This window comes from Mesorhizobium caraganae (genome assembly GCF_016836705.1).
Taxonomy (GTDB): Bacteria; Pseudomonadota; Alphaproteobacteria; order Rhizobiales; family Rhizobiaceae; genus Mesorhizobium; species Mesorhizobium caraganae.
Genome location: NZ_JAFCGY010000009.1, coordinates 78865 through 95568, shown reverse-complemented (window position 1 = coordinate 95568; position 16704 = coordinate 78865). Strand labels below are relative to the sequence as shown.

The 16704-nt window shown below is 65.1% G+C and carries 17 protein-coding genes; 6 read left to right on the top strand and 11 right to left on the bottom strand.

The genetic code is table 11. The features are described from left to right. Nucleotides 1–55 precede the first annotated feature (55 nt). Nucleotides 56–1606, bottom strand: a complete 1551-nt coding sequence (locus JQK88_RS17935; protein ID WP_192252933.1) for a trimethylamine methyltransferase family protein — start codon at nucleotides 1604–1606, stop codon at nucleotides 56–58. A gap of 90 nt (nucleotides 1607–1696) precedes the next feature. Between JQK88_RS17935 and JQK88_RS17930 the strand changes: the two genes are divergently transcribed. The 3 genes from JQK88_RS17930 (at nucleotide 1697) to JQK88_RS17920 (ending at nucleotide 4903) form a co-directional block, all read left to right on the top strand. Further along, nucleotides 1697–2599 (top strand): LysR substrate-binding domain-containing protein, encoded by a 903-nt coding sequence (locus JQK88_RS17930; RefSeq protein ID WP_192252930.1) that lies wholly within the window; start codon nucleotides 1697–1699, stop codon nucleotides 2597–2599. A gap of 110 nt (nucleotides 2600–2709) precedes the next feature. After that, a complete protein-coding gene (gene mutL / locus JQK88_RS17925) occupies nucleotides 2710–4584 on the top strand; it encodes a DNA mismatch repair endonuclease MutL (protein ID WP_192252927.1) in 1875 nt (624 codons plus the stop codon). Nucleotides 4585–4588: 4 nt separating this feature from the next. Next, nucleotides 4589–4903, top strand: coding sequence for a DUF1905 domain-containing protein (locus JQK88_RS17920; RefSeq protein WP_203278985.1), 315 nt, complete (start codon nucleotides 4589–4591; stop codon nucleotides 4901–4903). Nucleotides 4904–4942: 39 nt separating this feature from the next. Here the strand turns inward: JQK88_RS17920 and JQK88_RS17915 are convergent, their stop codons facing one another. Both JQK88_RS17915 and JQK88_RS17910 read right to left on the bottom strand, forming a co-directional pair. Continuing rightward, nucleotides 4943–5665, bottom strand: a complete 723-nt coding sequence (locus tag JQK88_RS17915; protein WP_203278984.1) for a hypothetical protein — start codon at nucleotides 5663–5665, stop codon at nucleotides 4943–4945. 176 nt (nucleotides 5666–5841) lie between these two features. Then, nucleotides 5842–6735 carry a DMT family transporter gene (locus JQK88_RS17910; protein WP_203278983.1) on the bottom strand — a complete coding sequence of 298 codons (894 nt, stop codon included), beginning with the start codon at nucleotides 6733–6735 and terminating at the stop codon, nucleotides 5842–5844. Between the two features lie 92 nt (nucleotides 6736–6827). Here JQK88_RS17910 and JQK88_RS17905 point away from each other — a divergent pair, with 92 nt between their 5' ends. Further along, on the top strand, nucleotides 6828–7754 hold the full coding sequence (locus JQK88_RS17905) for a LysR family transcriptional regulator (RefSeq protein WP_246749896.1): 927 nt from the start codon (nucleotides 6828–6830) through the stop codon (nucleotides 7752–7754). Nucleotides 7755–7771: 17 nt separating this feature from the next. On the opposite strand, the gene JQK88_RS17900 is transcribed toward JQK88_RS17905, so the two are convergent. Continuing rightward, complete coding sequence (locus JQK88_RS17900) at nucleotides 7772–8368, bottom strand: hypothetical protein (RefSeq protein WP_203278982.1); 597 nt, start codon at nucleotides 8366–8368, stop codon at nucleotides 7772–7774. Nucleotides 8369–8482: 114 nt separating this feature from the next. On the opposite strand from JQK88_RS17900, the gene JQK88_RS17895 reads away from it, so the two are divergent. Continuing rightward, nucleotides 8483–8716, top strand: coding sequence for a DUF2093 domain-containing protein (locus JQK88_RS17895; RefSeq protein WP_112564953.1), 234 nt, complete (start codon nucleotides 8483–8485; stop codon nucleotides 8714–8716). A gap of 236 nt (nucleotides 8717–8952) precedes the next feature. Here JQK88_RS17895 and lpxK read toward each other — a convergent pair whose 3' ends face one another. The 7 genes from lpxK to epmA all read right to left on the bottom strand — a co-directional run bounded on the left by lpxK (nucleotide 8953) and on the right by epmA (nucleotide 15987). After that, the gene (gene lpxK / locus JQK88_RS17890) at nucleotides 8953–9981 is read right to left on the bottom strand and encodes a tetraacyldisaccharide 4'-kinase (protein WP_203278981.1); all 1029 of its coding nucleotides are present in this window, start codon (nucleotides 9979–9981) and stop codon (nucleotides 8953–8955) included. A gap of 1 nt (nucleotide 9982) precedes the next feature. After that, entirely contained in the window at nucleotides 9983–11299 is a 1317-nt protein-coding gene (gene waaA / locus JQK88_RS17885; RefSeq protein WP_203278980.1) for a lipid IV(A) 3-deoxy-D-manno-octulosonic acid transferase, read from the bottom strand. Beyond that, the gene (locus JQK88_RS17880) at nucleotides 11296–12084 is read right to left on the bottom strand and encodes a lysophospholipid acyltransferase family protein (RefSeq protein ID WP_203279032.1); all 789 of its coding nucleotides are present in this window, start codon (nucleotides 12082–12084) and stop codon (nucleotides 11296–11298) included. Before JQK88_RS17880 ends, waaA begins: the two co-directional genes overlap by 4 nt. A gap of 5 nt (nucleotides 12085–12089) precedes the next feature. Further along, nucleotides 12090–12335: a DUF4170 domain-containing protein gene (locus JQK88_RS17875; RefSeq protein WP_112564945.1), complete on the bottom strand. Its 246-nt coding sequence runs from the start codon at nucleotides 12333–12335 to the stop codon at nucleotides 12090–12092. A 68-nt stretch (nucleotides 12336–12403) separates the two neighbouring features. Then, on the bottom strand, nucleotides 12404–13204 hold the full coding sequence (locus JQK88_RS17870; RefSeq protein ID WP_203278979.1) for a 3'(2'),5'-bisphosphate nucleotidase CysQ: 801 nt from the start codon (nucleotides 13202–13204) through the stop codon (nucleotides 12404–12406). Beyond that, nucleotides 13191–14534 carry a TldD/PmbA family protein gene (locus JQK88_RS17865; protein WP_192252896.1) on the bottom strand — a complete coding sequence of 448 codons (1344 nt, stop codon included), beginning with the start codon at nucleotides 14532–14534 and terminating at the stop codon, nucleotides 13191–13193. Before JQK88_RS17865 ends, JQK88_RS17870 begins: the two co-directional genes overlap by 14 nt. 412 nt (nucleotides 14535–14946) lie before the next feature. Beyond that, on the bottom strand, nucleotides 14947–15987 hold the full coding sequence (gene epmA, locus JQK88_RS17860; protein WP_192252893.1) for an EF-P lysine aminoacylase EpmA: 1041 nt from the start codon (nucleotides 15985–15987) through the stop codon (nucleotides 14947–14949). A 129-nt stretch (nucleotides 15988–16116) separates the two neighbouring features. Here epmA and efp point away from each other — a divergent pair, with 129 nt between their 5' ends. Then, the gene (gene efp, locus JQK88_RS17855; RefSeq protein WP_112565024.1) at nucleotides 16117–16686 is read left to right on the top strand and encodes an elongation factor P; all 570 of its coding nucleotides are present in this window, start codon (nucleotides 16117–16119) and stop codon (nucleotides 16684–16686) included. The last annotated feature ends 18 nt before the right edge of the window (nucleotides 16687–16704 follow it).

The window sequence follows — 16704 nt, the reverse complement described above, 5'->3', positions numbered from 1 at the left end:
CTCCCTTGCGGTTCCCGTCGGGTCTTTGCCCGTTATCGATTGACGTTGTTTCCTGTCAGCTGACGCTGTCCGGCAGCCTCTCCTCGCGCTGCGCGATAAATTCCCTTAGGCCCTCGGCGACGCCCTCATCCAGCTTCGGCTCCTCATAGTCGGCGAGCATGTTGCGAGCTTTCTCGCGGCCGCGCGTGTCGTGGTCCTTCGCGCCTTCGGCCTTCCACTGTTCGTAGGAGTTGAAGTCCATGATGGTGGGCATGAAGAAGGCGGACTCGAAATGCTCGAGCGTATGTTGGGTGCCAAGGAAATGACCCTGCGGCCCGACCTCGCGGATCGCAGCCATCGCCTCCTTGAAATCGTCGAACGCCAAGCCGCCGGCATATTTGTACCAGCCGACAAGTTGCTCGCAGTCGGTGGCGAATTTCGAATAGCCGCAGGTGAGCCCGGCTTCGAGCCAGCCGGCGGAATGCCAGATGTAATTGGCGCCGGCGAGGATCGCGGCATGCATCAGCATGTTGGATTCGTAGCCTGCCTGGGCGTCGTTGAGCTTGGAGCCGACATGGAAGCCGGAGGTGCGCCAGGGCAATTTGTATTTCCGCGCCAGCGCGCCCATCAGATACATCATCTGGGCCGCCTCCGGCGTGCCGCCCATCGGGGCGCCTGTCTTCATGTCGACGGTCACCATGAACTGGCCGTAGATCTGCGGCGAACCCGGGCGGATGAGCTGCGTGAAGGCGACACCGGCAAGCGCTTCGGCATTGACCTGCGCCACCGCGCCGACGGCCGAGGCGGACGTCGAGGCACCGCAGAGCGCGAAGGGTGCCAGGATCAGCGGCTGGTTGTGGCGCGCATAGACTTTCATCGCGTCCAGCATGGTGGCGTCCCACACCAGCGGCGAGTTGCAGTTGGTGATCGACACCAGCACCGGATTTTCGCGCACGAACTCTTCGCCAAAGACGATGCCGGCCATCGCCATCGTGTCTTCGGCGCGCTCCTTCGAGGTGACGATGCCCATGAACGGCTTGTCGGAGTGCTTCAGCGCCGAGTGGATGATGTGCAAATGCCGCTTGGGCACAGCGATCTCCATCGGCTCGCAGATGATCGAACTCGACGAATGCAGCGCCGGCGCCATGTAGGCGAGCTTGTGGAAATTGTTGAGGTCGTTGAGCGTACCGTAGCGCCGGTTGTTATCGAGGTCGCGCACATAGGGCGCGCCATACATCGGCACGAAGACGGAGTTCTTGCCGCCGACGCGCACGGTACGCTCGGGATTGCGCGCATTAAGGGTGAACTCGGACGGGACCTTGGAGACCAGCTCCATCAACAGGCCGCGGTCGATGCGGACGCGTGTCTCGGACACGTCGGCGCCCGCTGCCTTCCACATGGCGATGGCTTCGTTGTCACGAAATTCGCAACCGACCTCTTCGAGAATGGCGAGCGACTCCTGGTGGATCAGCTCCACCGCCTCATCCGGGACCATCTGGTAGGTGGGGATCTCGCGGACCAGGGTCGGGAACGAGGTGACGGGGGCGCTCCTCAGCGCCTTGCGCCCGAGGCGGCCGCCGCCGCGGCGGTGGGTTTGCTCGGTCAGTTCAGCGGCCGGTGCGTTCATGGAGCCTCCTCATTCCGTTCCACCCAAGTTAGCGAGATGAAATATGGATGTGACGCTGGAAAATCCTGATCTCTTGTATAAGCTGAGCTTATGCGAAGCCTGCGTCATCTCCTGCCTTCGGCCGGCAGCCTGATCGTCTTCGAAGCGGCGGGCCGGCTGTCGAGCTTCACCGCCGCCGGGCGTGAGCTCGGCATGACGCAGGCCGCCGTCTCCTATGCGGTGCGCGGGCTGGAAGAACAGCTCGGCGCGCAGCTGTTCCAGCGCCGTCACCGTCAGGTGATTTTGACCGAGGCCGGCGAGCGTTTCCATGCCGACGTCTCGCTCGGCCTCTCGCATATCCGCAAATCGGCGGAGGACCTGCGCCTGCAGGCGACCGGCGGCCATGTCACACTGGCGGCCTCGACCGCCTTCGGCTCGTTCTGGATGATGCCGCGGCTGCAGCAGTTCCGCGACGAGCTGCCGGGCATCGATCTCAGAATCCAGACCGCCGACCGCGACCTCGACATCATCGCCGAAGGCATTCCGCTGGCCGTGCGCGGTGGCGAACCGCGCGACTGGGCCGACTATCATTCGCTGCCGCTGGCCGACGAGGAGATTTTCCCGGTGGTGGGCGCCAGCTATCTCGCGAAATTCGGCATGCCGAAGACTGTCGCGGAGCTGGCCACGCACCGGCTGATCCATCTCGAAGAGCCCTATCGCGAGGCGGCGAGCTGGGACGAATGGTTCCAGTCGGCCGGAGGCAGCCTCGACAACACCTCCCGCGGCCTGCGCATCAACGATTACGGCCTGGTGATCCAGGGCGTCATGGAGGGCCAGGGCATCGCGCTCGGCTGGCGGCATCTCGCCGAACGGCTGCTGGCAACGGGGCTGCTGGTGCCGGTGACGGATCATGTGCTGAGGACCGGCAAGGCGTTCTATGTGGTTTGGCCGAAGAACCGCGAGCTGAGCGAGAATGCGCGCAAGGTCAGGGATTGGCTGGCCGCGCAGGCTTGAGTCGGCGCAAACATGAGGGCGGCGTTCCTGCACACCCCCCTCTGGCGTCTCCGATGTTCGGCATGCACTGAATGCTTCCGCACGCCCCACGAATCCGCCTATAGTGCCCCATGCCCATTCGCCAGCTTTCCGAAACGATGATCAACCAGATCGCCGCCGGCGAAGTCATCGAGCGTCCGGCGAGCGTGGTGAAGGAACTGGTCGAAAACGCGCTCGACGCCGGCGCCTCCCGCGTCGAGATCGTCACCGCTGGCGGCGGACTGAACCTGATCCGCGTCACCGACGACGGCTCAGGCATCCCCCAACCGGAGCTGTCGCTGGCGATCGCGCGCCATTGCACCTCCAAGCTCGCCGACAACATTCACGACATCCGCTCGCTCGGTTTTCGCGGCGAGGCGCTGCCGTCGATCGGCTCGGTGGCGCGGCTGTCGATCCGCTCGCGCACGGCCACCGGCGACGCTGCCGCCGAGATCGGCATCGAAGGCGGCCGGGTTTCGGCGGTCAAACCGGCGGCGGCCAACCGAGGCACCACGGTCGAGGTGCGCGACCTGTTCTTCGCGACGCCGGCAAGGCTCAAATTCATGAAGGGCGAGCGGGCGGAAAGCTCGGCCACCAGCGACGTGGTCAAGCGCATTGCCATCGCCTTCCCCGCCGTGCGCTTCACGCTCGCCGGCTCCGACCGCTCGACGCTGGAATTGCCAGCCACCGACGACAGCGCGGAAGGCAGCCTGCGCCGCGTCGCCCAGGTGATGGGCGCCGAGTTCCCCGACAATTCCATTGCCATCGATGCCAGCCGTGACGGCGTGCATCTGACCGGTCACGTCTCGATCCCGTCCTTCACCCGCGCCAACGCGCTGCAGCAATATGCCTATGTCAACGGCCGGCCGGTGCGCGACAAGCTGATCGCCGGCGCGATCCGCGGCGCCTTCGCCGATGTGTTGCCGCGCGACCGGCACGCGGTCACCGTGCTGTTCCTGACGCTCGATCCGGCGACCGTCGACGTCAATGTCCACCCGGCCAAGGCGGATGTGCGCTTCCGCGACCCCGGCCTGGTGCGCGGGCTGATCGTCGGCGCCATCCGCGAGGCGCTGGCCAATGCCGGCATCCGCGCCGCCACCAGCGGCGCCGCCGGCATGATGGCGGCGTTCCGCCCGGGCGCTGCGTCCTATGCCCATGCCGGTCCGGCCAACGGCCATCGCAGCTATGACGCGGCCTACCGGCCGTCTGGCTCCGGCGGCTTCGACCCATCGCGCTCGCCACAGCGACCGCTGGATATGGGTCACGGCGAAGCAAGGGCGCAACGAAACGGCTTTGCTGACAACGACCAGGCGGCGTTCGATGCCGGGCCGCTTGCCAGCGCCGATGCGCGTGCCGGCTCAGCCGAGGCGGCCGAGACGCTACTCGGCACGGCGCTGGGTGCTGCCCGCGCGCAGGTGCACGAGAACTACATCGTCGCGCAAACCCGGGATTCGCTTGTCATCGTCGACCAGCACGCGGCGCATGAGCGGCTGGTCTACGAGGCGCTGAAGAATGCGCTGCACTCACGCGCCGTGCCATCGCAGATGCTGCTGTTGCCCGAGATCGTCGACCTGCCGGAGGAAGATGCCGAGCGCCTGGCCCTGCATTCCGAGACGCTGGCCCGTTTCGGCCTCGGCATAGAGCGCTTCGGCCCCGGTGCGGTGGCGGTGCGCGAGACGCCGTCCATGCTGGGTGAAACCAATGTCCAGCAACTGGTGCGCGACCTCGCGGACGAGATCGCCGACAATGACACGGTCGAGACGCTGAAAGAGCGCCTGGACAAGATTGCGGCGACCATGGCCTGCCATGGCTCGGTGCGCTCCGGCCGCCTGCTCAAACCCGAAGAGATGAACGCGCTGCTGCGCCAGATGGAGGCGACGCCGGGATCCGGCACATGCAACCATGGCCGCCCGACCTATATCGAGCTCAAGCTCGCCGACATCGAGCGGCTATTCGGGCGGCGGTAAGCCTGTGAGCGGCAACTCGACGGTCCAGTTCCAGTTCGAAGCCGAGGTGATCCACTGGCGGGGCCCTTCGCCATACTTCTTCGCGCCAATCCCCGAGCAGCATGGCGACGAGATCAAAAAGGTGGCGAAGTTCGCGACCTATGGCTGGGGGGTGATACCTGTCGAGGCCACCATCAATGGCGTCACGTTCGGCACATCGCTTTTTCCCAAGGACGGCAGCTATCTTTTGCCGTTGAAGGATGACGTCCGGCGCGAGTGCAATCTAACGGCAGGCGATTCGATTTCCGCGTCCATTTCGATACAGCTTCGCGGACGATAATGACGCCGCCCATGGGCGATTATGTTGACAGGCGTCGCTTCACTTCTTCAGGCGATACTTCTTGGTCTTGCGGTCAAAGACATACTCCTCCTCATACCCGGCACGGCCATCGTAGAAACTCACCGATATGATGTCATTGCCTCGCTCAACACTGTTCTGCACGTTCCAATAGATGGGTGTCATCAGCATGCCCGCATTGCAGAGGTCGCCGCCGAATTTGATGGTCTGTATGGCCTCCTTCCGCTTCTTGTTGATGACCTGAATCTTCGTCATGCAGATTCCGTTGTCGGTTTTCGTGTAGATCCCGGCAAACCGGTCGGTGGCCGTCTGCGCCCAGAAGGGAATCTCGACGATTCCTTCGACCTTGCCCTCGCCGGTGTCGTCCAGGCCCGCTACCTTCCTGAGATTGACGGGGAATTTATCGACGCCCTTGCTCCAGCTGCCCGTCAAGACACCGTCACCAAGCTCGAGAGAAAACGGGCATCCAGCGGTATCAAGGCCTGTTTTTTTGCCCATGACGATGACGCGCTCGAACTCCTCGTCATTCGCAATCGCGCAAAGCGCAAGGCCGGCGCCACTGGCTTTGCCGTAGAGCGCGATCGGACTTTGCTTCGCGTCGTAGAAGTAGCTGCCCTGGACAGTGATGCCGCTGCCGAAACTGTAGGTCTGCAAGGAGAGATGGACGGGATCGGGACCGATGGAACCTTCGTAGTTTTCCACGTGATACCAACCCGCCATGGCTTTGCCGCTGAGCAGCAGCAAGCAAAAAAACGGCCGATACGAACTGCCTGACCATCCCGACCCCCCGGTGAATTTCAACTCACCATAGCCAGCCGGTGGGGTCATGTCTGGACCGCAGCGACAGCCGGCCGTCTCGTGAGCTGTGAACTCCGGTACGGCTCTCATTTTGATTCGGGAAAAGCGTCCAACCCTCTGATCTAGCGCTTCAAATTCACCACGATGACACCGCCAAGCGCCAGCGCGCCGCCGACGATGCCAAGCAGCGTTGGCACTTCGCCCAGCCAGAAGAAGCCGATCAGGGCCGACATGGGCGAAACCAGATAGAGGAAGTTTGAAGCGCGCGCCGCAGGCAGACGCGAAAGAGCGGTTGCCCAGGCGGCATAGGCGATCAGGCTCGGCACGATGCCAAGAAAGATCACGGCGCCGATCCCGGCTGTGTTGGCGACCGCTGCCTGCGCAAAGCCGCTTGGCAGAAAGGGCGCCAGACAAAGTGCGCCAAGGATCATGTTCGAGGCCGAGATGGTCAGCGGGTGATGGCGGGCAAACAGCGGCTTCTGAACGATCGTGTTGACGGCCGAGCACAGCGCGGAGCCCAGAACCAGCAGCGCGCCGGTGTTGAAGTGCAGGCCATTCCCGTCGGCCACGGCGATGATGCCTATACCGGCGAAAGAAATCGCCGTGCCGAACCAGGCCCACCCTGAGAAGCGTTCGCCCAGCAATGCCATTGCCATGATGGCGGTAAAGATCGGGCTGACATTGATGATGAAGCCGGCCGCACCTGCCGATACGGTCAGTTCGCCGTAGTTGAGCATGACCGTGTAGAGCGCGACGAAAATCGCGCCGCCAAAGGCGATGCGCCACAATTCGTCGAGCCGCGGCAGCGCCGGGCGCTTGACGGAAAGGAAGATCGCCGCCGGGACCGCGGCGATGGCAAAGCGCAGCGCACCGAGTTCCAGCGGCCCGAAGGCGGCGAGGCCGGCGCGGATCGCGGGAAAGGCGGACGCCCAGCCGACCACCGTCAACGCCACGGCGATGGCCGCCGTGGTGTCTATCCGCTGTGTCGGATTCGACGTGCTGGTCGTTGCGCTCATCTCACTGTCCTTCGTGCTCTTGGGTCTCGAAAGCCAGAAAGCGCCTTTTCGACGCTGTTGACAAACGATCAAATCGAGGATCACCTGTGACTATGGATCACAGCTCAGACACAATGGTGCCGCTCGAGACACTGCGCGCCTTCGATGCGGCGGCACGCACCGGGAGCTTTTCGGCCGCCGCCGAGAAGCTCAACATCACCCATGGCGCCGTCAGCCGGCAAATCGCCAAGCTGGAGGACTGGCTGGGCCTGAAAGTGTTCGACCGCGGCGCGCGCGGCGTCTCGCTGACCATCGAGGGCAACCGTCTGCATCTGCGCACGGCGGAGGCTTTTGCGCTGATCTCCACCCATTCCGACCGTTGGGTCGAGCCGCGCGGCACCGCCGTGGTGCGGCTGACCTCGATCCCCTCGGTCAGCGGGCTGTGGCTGATGCCGCGCATGGCGGCGCTGGAGAACAATCCCAGCAAGCTGCGCATCGTGCTCGACGTCGACATCCGCCAGGCCGACCTTGCCGACGAAGGCATCGACCTGTCGATCCGCTGCGGGCGCGGCGGCATTCCGGGCCGGATCTCGGTGCAGCTGTTCGAGGAATATGTCTTTCCCGTCGCCGCACCTGGCCTTGCCCGGGAGATCGGCCGCGGCGACCCTGCCCGGCTGCTCAAATTTCCGCTGATCAACGATTCCGACGCTTCGGGCTGGCGCGCCTGGTTTGCCGCGCAAGGCATGGATTACCGCCCGCGCCCGCAGGACCGTCGCTTCGAGGACTACAATCTGGTGCTGGATGCCGCCGCCTACGGGCTCGGCATCGCGCTGGCGCGACCGCCGCTGACTGGACATCAGCTTGATACGGGCCGCATCGTTGCCGTCGATGAGCGCACGGCGCTCAACCCGGTGTCATACTGGCTCGACCGGCCGCTGGGACGGCCGCGTACTGCTGCCGCCGAACTTTCACGACGCATCGCAATCGAGGCGGGGCTGGCGATGGAAAAGATGGAAGCGTTCCTCGAAGCCGAACGCTAGCGGCGATCGTTCGGTGCTCAGCGAAGCACCAGCAGGACGAACCCGATAATCGCGACAGCCAAAAACCCGGTCCCCACCGCCATCAGCCCGATACGCATCTCTTGCTGGCTTTCGGGCTGGACTGCGCCATTCGATCGAGGCGTCGCCTGCCCTCGTTTCGCCGCTGCATTGGTTGCGGAGGCACGAGACTTCGGCGAAACTTCAGGGACGAGAAAGGCAAGCCATGGCAGGCCTGCGGGTTTCGCAGCAGCGCCATCGTCGGTCCTTGGCGGCAACACCGGCAAACCGTGCTGTGCGTCGTCGTTTGCCGGTGCAAGCGCCGCGGCCCTTGTCGGGGCACCATCTGGCGCCCCGGCGCCTGGTTCGGCAATTGCCAGATAGGCCTGCAGGATTTCGGCAGATCCTGTCTGCTGCGCCTTGGCAAGGGTGGCGGACAACTGGGCCTGCAGCGCCGGCACCGCCGCCGGCTGCAATGGAGCACCGGATGGCGCCGGCGGCTGCGCCAGCGCCTTGACAAGGCCCGTTTTCGCCGGGTCGGCGTTCGCCGACGGCACCGCCGCCAATACCATGGCTTCGCGCAGCAGAGCGGTCAGACGGGCCGATGAAATGTCCATGCCGGTCCCACGAGAATGGTTTGCGGGGCGACAATAGAGCCTCAGCATTGCGTCAAGCTTGACCTTGCCGGCAATTTATGGCGATGAAATCAGCATGAACTCTGGCACCACCCGATGATGAACCGTTTCGAAGGCCCTGGCGGCAAGGAAGCCCGGATCCGCTATCTCGACGGCGATTTTCAGGTCACCAGCCCCGGCGCATTCGTGCGCTGCGCGGTGACCGGCGAGAGCATCCCGCTGGACGAGCTGAAATACTGGAGCGTCGCCAGGCAAGAACCCTATGTCAGCGCCGCCGCCTCGCTGCGCCGCGAGATCGAAACGCATCCGGAGCTGCGCAGCCGGCGGTGAGCAGATACCTGCCGCCAGCGATCCTTCACACCCCCCTCTGCCCTGCCGGGCATCTCCCCCGCAAGGGGGAGATCAGCTGTCATCGATTCATTCGCTGACTTTCAGCGCAGCAGGAATGGCGGCGCATTGAAGCTGCCAATCTCCCTCCTTGCGGGGGAAATGGCCGGCAGGCCAGAGGGGGGTGCTGTCCCGCCGGCATCTCCGAGTATTTGGTCGCTGCGCGCGAAACCCCGCCCCTAACCCTGCAGCCTGCGCTGCCTCCACGCGTCCAGCGTCTCGTCGATGATGCGTTCGGGCACATTGTCGAGCTCGAACACGGCGTCGATCTCCAGCACGTCGAGCTGACCAAGGAATTCGGCCGAGGCTGCACCATGGCGCAGCCGGGCGGCGTCCTTGGCGGTGGTGACGAGGCCCAGTCCCTCGCGGCGCGCGGTTGCCGCCAGCTCAGTGAGCTCGTCAGGGGCATAGAAATGATGGTCCGGAAACGACCGGCTCAGCGCCACCTCAGCGCCTGTGTCGCGCAGCGTGTCGAAGAATTTTTCGGGATGACCGATCCCGGCAAAGGCGAGGAAACGCCGACCGGCGAAGCGTTGCTTGCCGCCGGGCTCGGCATGCGCCTCGAAGATCGGCCTGCCGGCGCGCGCGGCCTGGCGCACGACCTGGTCGGCGGCGGTGCCCTCGCCCATCTTCAGCAGCCCGTCGGTGAAGACCAGCTGGTCGACGATGTTGGCGCGTAGCGGCCCACCCGGAATAACGCGGCCATTGCCGATGCCGTAGCGGGCGTCGACGACGACCAGCGCATAATCGATATGGATACGCGCGCTCTGAAAGCCGTCATCCATGATCAGGAAATCGCAGCCATGGGCTTCCAGGAGCAGTTTGGCGCCGGCGGCGCGGTTGGGGCTCACCGCAACCGGCGCTTGCTCGGCCAACAGCAGCGGCTCGTCGCCGACATGTTTGGCGGCGTCGTGATTGATGTCGACGACATGGGGCTGCGCGAACGAGCCGCCATGGCCGCGCGACAGGAAGCCGGGATTGAGCTGCATGCGCCTGGCCTGCTTTGCCAGCGCGATGGCGACCGGCGTCTTGCCGCTGCCGCCGACGGTGAAATTGCCGACGCAAAGCACCGGCGCGTCGATCCTTTCGCGCGGCGCGCGGCGCATGCGGCGGCCGGCGACCATGCCGTAGACCGCTGACAGCGGCGACAGCGCGAAGACCCGCCAGTCCGGCGCTTCCCACCAGAAAGGTGGCGCTTCGGACGCCACCCTAGCGCCCGTCGGCGCCCTTCAGGCGCGACTTGATGATCAGCGGCTGGATGTAAGGCTCGAGCGACTTCAGCGTGTGCGCCAGCGCACCGCGCATCTGGTCGACGGTGGCGGCACCGGCCGCCATCATCTCATGGCGGGCTACTTCATTGCTCAGCAGGAAATTGACGGCGCCGGCCAGCATGTCGCGGTCGCGCACCAGCTTGGCGCCGCCGCTGTCGAGCAGACGCTGATAGGCTTCGCGGAAATTCTGGACGTTGCGGCCGGCAAGCACCGCAGTGTCGAGCATGGCCGGCTCCAGCGGGTTCTGGCCGCCTTCCGAGGTCAGCGAGCGGCCGACAAAGGCGATTTCCGTCAGCCGGAGATAAAGCCCCATCTCGCCGATCGTATCGCCGAGCAGGATATCGGTGTCGGCGGTGATCCGGTCGCCCTTGCTGCGCCGCGCCAGCTTCAGGCCCATGCCGGAAATCTGCGCGGCAAGCGCTTCGGCGCGGTCGGGATGGCGCGGAACGATGATCGTCAGCAGGCCATGGTGGCGCTTGTAGAGCATGGCGTGGACCTCGGCGGCGACCACCTCTTCGCCGTCATGGGTCGAGATCGCCGCCCAGGTCGGGCGGCCGGCGATCTGGCGCTTCAGCATCGCCAGAGTCCTTTCGTCGACCGGCGGCGGCAAGGTGTCGACCTTGAGGTTGCCGGACACAGTGACCGGCCGGGCGCCAAGCGCGCGAAACCGTTCGCCATCAACATCAGACTGGGCAACGACATGGGCGAGGTTCTCGAACAGCGCCTCGGCGATGTTGGCGCGCTTCTTCCAGGATTTGAACGAGCGGTCGGACAGCCGGCCATTGACCAGCACCTGCGGCACGCGACGTGCGCCAAGTTCGAGGATGGTCATCGGCCAGATCTCGGATTCGGCGATGATCGCCAGGTCCGGCCGCCAGTGATCGAGGAAGCGGCTGACCGCCGGCTTGAGGTCGAGCGGCACATATTGATGGATGATGCGGTCGCCGAGCCGTTCGTCGGCGACCTGCGCCGAGGTCACCGTGCCCGTCGTCAGCACGATGTTGACGCCGTAATCGAGGATGCTTTGCACCAGCGGCACGACAGCGATGGTCTCGCCGACGCTTGCGGCATGGATCCAGATCACCGGGCCTTCGGGACGCGGCCGCCCGGCGACGCCGTAGCGCTCGCGACTGCGACTACGATCTTCCTTGCCCTGCGACGTCCGCCAGGCGACATAGGGGCCTATCAGCGGATAGGCGGCCGCTCCGGCGAAGCGATACGCCGTCAGGAAGGCGCGCGCCCAGCGCTCGCTCATGGATTGCCGTCCACGAGGCGATAGGCCTCGGCGGTTGCGGCATTGAGCGCGGCCGTGACTTCCTGGCGCTTGCGCTCCATTTCGGCCTCGTCGGCATTGGCCGGCACAAACACCGGCGTTCCAATGACGATCGAGGAGCGGCCGAACGGCAGGTTGATGGTGGTCTTGTCCCAGCTCCGTTCCAGCACCTTGCGGCGGCTGGTGGCGATGGCGGCAGGCATGATCGGCCGACCCGAAAGCCGCGCCAGCAGAACGATGCCAAGCCCCGCGTCGCGCGGCGTGCCGTGGGGAATGTCGGCGATCATGGCGACGTTCTTGCCGGCGACGAGTGACTTTTTCAGGGCAATGAGCGCCTTGGCGCCGCCCTTGTCGAGGTGCTTCGAGCTTTCGCGGCCGCCGGAGCCGCGCACCGCCTCGATGCCGAATTTCTCGATCATCAGCGCGTTGAGTTCGGCATCGGCACTGCGCGAGACCATGGCGACCAGCGGCCGTCCCTTGGGATAATAGGCCGGGGTGAGCAGATGCTGGCCATGCCAGAGCGCGATGATGCCAGGCTCGAACTTGGAGTAGGCGCCGCCGGAAAACTGCGCCGAGCCTTCGACCGTGCGGTTGGTCAGGCGCACCAGGCGGACAAACCAGGCGAGCAGGCTGACGATGATGCTCTTGACGATTCGCGACTGCGCCAATGGCTCGCGGATCTTGCGCCAGAACGTCTTCGTGCTGCCGCCGCGCCTTCTTCTGACCGCGGCGCCGGTGGGCTGCCCTTTCACCGCTTCATGCTCCATCGCTGTCAACTGCCGGCCTTGCTTTCAGGGTCGAGCAGCCGATGCAGATGAACGACGAAATAACGCATATGGGCATTGTCCACGCTGGCTTGCGCCTTGGCTTTCCACGCGCTGTGCGCGGTTTGGTAGTCCGGATAGACGCCGACGATGTCGAGCGCGTCGAGATCGCGGAACTCGGTGCCACCCAGCTTCTTCAGCTCGCCGCCAAATACCAGGTGCAAAAGCTGTTTCTTTCCGTCTTCCGCGGGCATTTCGGTCCTTCACATATTGTGAGTTTGTGACAGGTCTAGACCAAAGCTGTCGACTTTGGAACCTTCGATCACGCTTCCATACCGGCAATGACGCCGGCAAGCACGGTGAGCAGCTTCCCGCTGCCGGCGACCAAGGCTCCGTGACGGATAACCTCGCCGGCGTAAAGCGGCGCGCGGCCATGCCCGTCGAGCACGGCGCCGCCGGCTTCGCGCAGAATGAGATCGGCGGCGGCAATATCCCAGTCATGCGCGTTGGGCTTGACGAAGGTGGCGTCGAGCGTGCCGTTGGCGACCATCGCCAGCCGGTAGGCGAGCGAGGGAATGTGCGCCGCGCGATGCACCCGGCTCTGCCACTCCGCCGGCATCCGGTCGATCAGCTGCTTCAGCCCGCCGATCTCGACCGTCTCGCCCAAGCGACGCACGGCAATGGACTTGCCATTAAGGAATGCGCCCTGTCCGGGCAGCGCCCAATAGGTTTCCTCCTTGGCCGGGCATTCGAGCACGCCGGTGAGCGTGCGGCCATCCTCGACCACGGCGACGCTGACGCACCAGGAGCGCAGACCTTCGAGGAAGCCACGGGTGCCGTCGATGGGATCGACGACGAAGGTGCGTCGCGCCAGAAGCCGCGCCGGATCGTCGGTCGTTTCCTCCGACAGCCAGCCATACCCCGGCCGCGCCGCGAGCAGGGTCTCACGCAAATAGGCATCAGCCGCATGGTCGGCTTCGCTGACCGGCGAGGTGCCGCCCTTCATCCACACTTGCGGGTTTTTGCCGAAATAACGCATAGCGATCGCACCGGCCTCGCGGGCGGCGTCGCGCAAAAGCTCAAGGTCTTCTGCAGCCGATATGACCGGGTCACGCGCCGGCAAGGGTCATGCCTTCGATCAGCAGCGTCGGTGCGGCGGTGCCGAAATTGCGGTCGAGGTCGCTCGCCGGCACCATGTTGAGGAACATCGTCTTCAGATTGGAGGCGATGGTCACCTCGGCCACCGGATAGGCAAGCTCGCCATTGTCGATCCAGAAGCCGGACGCGCCGCGGCTGTATTCGCCTGTGACCATGTCGACGCCCTGGCCGAACACTTCGGTGACGTAAAAGCCTGATTTCAGCGACTTGATCAGATCTTCCGGCGTCCTGTCGCCCGGCTCGATGGCGAGATTGGTCGATGACGGCGACACCGACGAGCCGCTGCGCGCACCGCGTCCGTTGGTGACAAGGCCCAGTTCTCGCGCCGCGGACGTCGACAGGAACCAGTGCTTCAGCACGCCGTTTTCGACCATCAGCAGCTTTTCGCCCTCGACGCCTTCGCCGTCGAATGGCCGCGAGGCCTGGCCGCGGCGCCGCAGCGGCTCGTCGGTCACGGTGATGTCAGCCGAGGCGACCTGCTTGCCCATCATCTCGCGCAAAAAACTGGTCTTGCGCGCTACCGAAGCGCCGTTGATGGCGCCGGCGAGATGGCCGGCAATGCCGCGTGCGACGCGCGGATCGAAGACGACATCGACCGGCCCGGTCGCGGCCTTGCGGGCACCGAGGCGGCGCACGGCGCGCTCGCCGGCCTTGCGGCCAATCAGTTCGGGGGCGTCGAGATCGGAAAAATGCTGGTGCGAGGAATATTCGTAATCGCGCTCCATTCCGGTGCCCTCGCCCGCAATGACGCTGGCCGAGCGCGAAAAGCGCGAGGCGACATAGTGGCCGACAAAGCCGTTCGACGTCGCGAGCACCAGCCCGCCCAGCCCGGCGCTGGCGCCGCTGCCGGCCGAATTGGTGACGCCTTTTACGGCAAGGGCTGCTTCCTCGGCAGCCAGGGCCGCTTCCTTCAACTGATCGGCCGAAACCTCGGTGGCGTCGAACAGATCGAGATCGCGCACCTTGCCGACGAGCAAAGCCGGATCGGCAAGACCCTGGTAGGGATCCTCCGGCGAGACTTTCGCCATCGCCACGGCGCGCTCGGCCAACGCCTTGGGGTCCGATGCCGCCGTCGCCGATACGCTCGCCACCCGGTTGCCGACAAAGACGCGCAACGAGACATCGTCGCCCTCGGAGGCCTCGGTACTCTCGACCTTGCCCAGCCGCACCGACACGCCGGTCGAGCGGCCGCGCACGGCAACCGCATCTGCGGCGTCGGCGCCGGCCCGCCTGGCAGCCTCGACCAGAGCCGCGACGCGGTCGGTCAATTTCGCTGCCTCTGATGTATCGGTCATGCGCATGGTCCTGGCTTCAAGCCGCGCCGGGCAGTAGCGGCTGCTGCACCATCTATTGTCCCGATGCGGCTTGTGCAATGGCGCATGGGCAATTGCGCCGCTGCGGCATAGCGCCCGAGCAGACCGCAAAGCCCATCCACGGCGCCGCGCTCGCAGGCCAAGGCGGTGGTGATGGTAAGCCCCACTGCGCGGAGGCGGCTCCGAACTTCTCGAAGCAGCAACCTTTCCACGGAACTCAGCTTTAAGAGATCAAGTTGATTTAATTTATTGTCCACGGATTCCAGCCTAACCGGATCGCATCCATTTCAGGACGAACGTGGAGATTCGATAGTCCCGCTTTTCGTCGCCAACCTGCTGGCGCCACGGCAGCCAAAAGCGGCCGCGGAGGCGTATAGCCGCTCCCGCCCGCCTCTTAGGCGACCGGCGTCCAGATCACATCGTCGACCCTGGTCGCCCCCGTCGCCAGCATCACCAGCCGGTCAAAGCCGAGCGCCGAGCCGCTGGCCTGCGGCATGGTGGCCAGCGCCGCGAGAAAATCCTCGTCCAGCGGATAGCGCTCGCCATAGACGCGCTCCTTCTCGTCCATCTCGGCGGCGAAGCGCCGTCGCTGCTCGGCAGCATCGGTGAGTTCGCCGAAGGCGTTGGCGAGCTCGACGCCACAGCAATAGAGCTCGAAGCGCTCGGCAACGCGCGGGTCGTCGGCGCTCCGCCGGGCAAGGGCTGCCTCCGAGATCGGATAGCCGTATAGGATGGTGGCGCGCCCCTGCCCCAGTATCGGCTCAACCTTTTCGACCATCACTCGACTGAACAGGTCCGCCCAATTGTCATCCTGCGCCGTACGCAGGCCGGCCTCGACCAGGGCTTGATGGAGCGCGTCCCGGTCGGTGCTGCCATCAGCCGCCACCGTGGCGAGAAGATCGATGCCGGCATGGCGTTGAAAAGCTTCGGCCACGCTCAGCCGTTCCGGCTCGGCAAATGGATCGGCCTCGCGGCCGCGAAAGCGAAAGGTTTTGGCGCCGACCCGCTCGGCCGCCAGCTTGAGCAGCTCGGCGCAATCGGCCATTAGGCTCTCATAGGTTTCGCCCACCCGATACCATTCGAGCATGGTGAATTCCGGATGGTGCAAGGGGCCACGCTCGCGGTTGCGCCAGACCGCACCCAGACTGAAAATGCGCTGTTCGCCGGCGGCGAGCAGCTTCTTGCAGGCGAATTCCGGCGAGGTGTGGAGATAAAGCGGCCGGCGCTCCCCGTCAGAAGCAATTGCCTCGGTGGCGAAAGCCGAAAGATGCGCCTCATTGCCGGGCGATATCTGCAGGGCCGCCGTCTCGACCTCGATGAAATCGCGCTCGCCAAACCAGTCACGCATCGCGGCCGCGATGGCGTTGCGGGCGATCAGCCGCGGCCGGCGGTCGGCGTGAACATCCGGCGTCCACCAGGGCGAGGCCTCGGTCATGGCTTTGCCGGGCAACGGAATTGCTGACAGGGCTGGCGGTTCGCGCCAAGATGCGCTACGGCGACGGCTCTCGCAGCCGATTTGCGCCGAACAATCGTTTCAGGCCAACGAAGTCTAGGATTGAAAACCGTGGTGAAGGTCATCGCCAGTTCCCTGCGTAAAGGCAACGTCGTCGACAAGGACGGCAAGCTTTACGTGATCCTCTTTGCCGAAAACATCCACCCTGGCAAGGGCACGCCGGTCACCCAGCTCGACATGCGCCGCATCTCCGACGGGGTGAAGGTTTCGGAGCGCTACCGCACCACCGAGCAGGTCGAGCGCGCCTATGTCGAGGACCGCGAGCACACCTTCCTCTACGCCGATAGCGAAGGCTATCATTTCATGAACCCGGAGAGCTACGACCAGGTCGCGGTGTCGGAAAGCGTCGTCGGCGACATGGCGCCCTATCTGCTCGAAGGCATGGCGGTGCAGATTTCGCAGTTCAACGGCATCGCCATTGCCCTCGTGCTGCCGCAGCGCGCCACCTTCGAGGTGGTCGAGACCGAGCCGGTGACCAAGGGCCAGACGGCCTCGTCGTCCTACAAGCCGGCCGTGCTGTCCAACGGCGTGCGCACCGCAGTCCCCCCGCACATCAGCGCCGGCACCCGCGTGGTGGTGATGACGGCGGATGGCTCCTATGTGGAGCGGGCGAAGGACTGAGGCGCCAAGCCCAGTCCT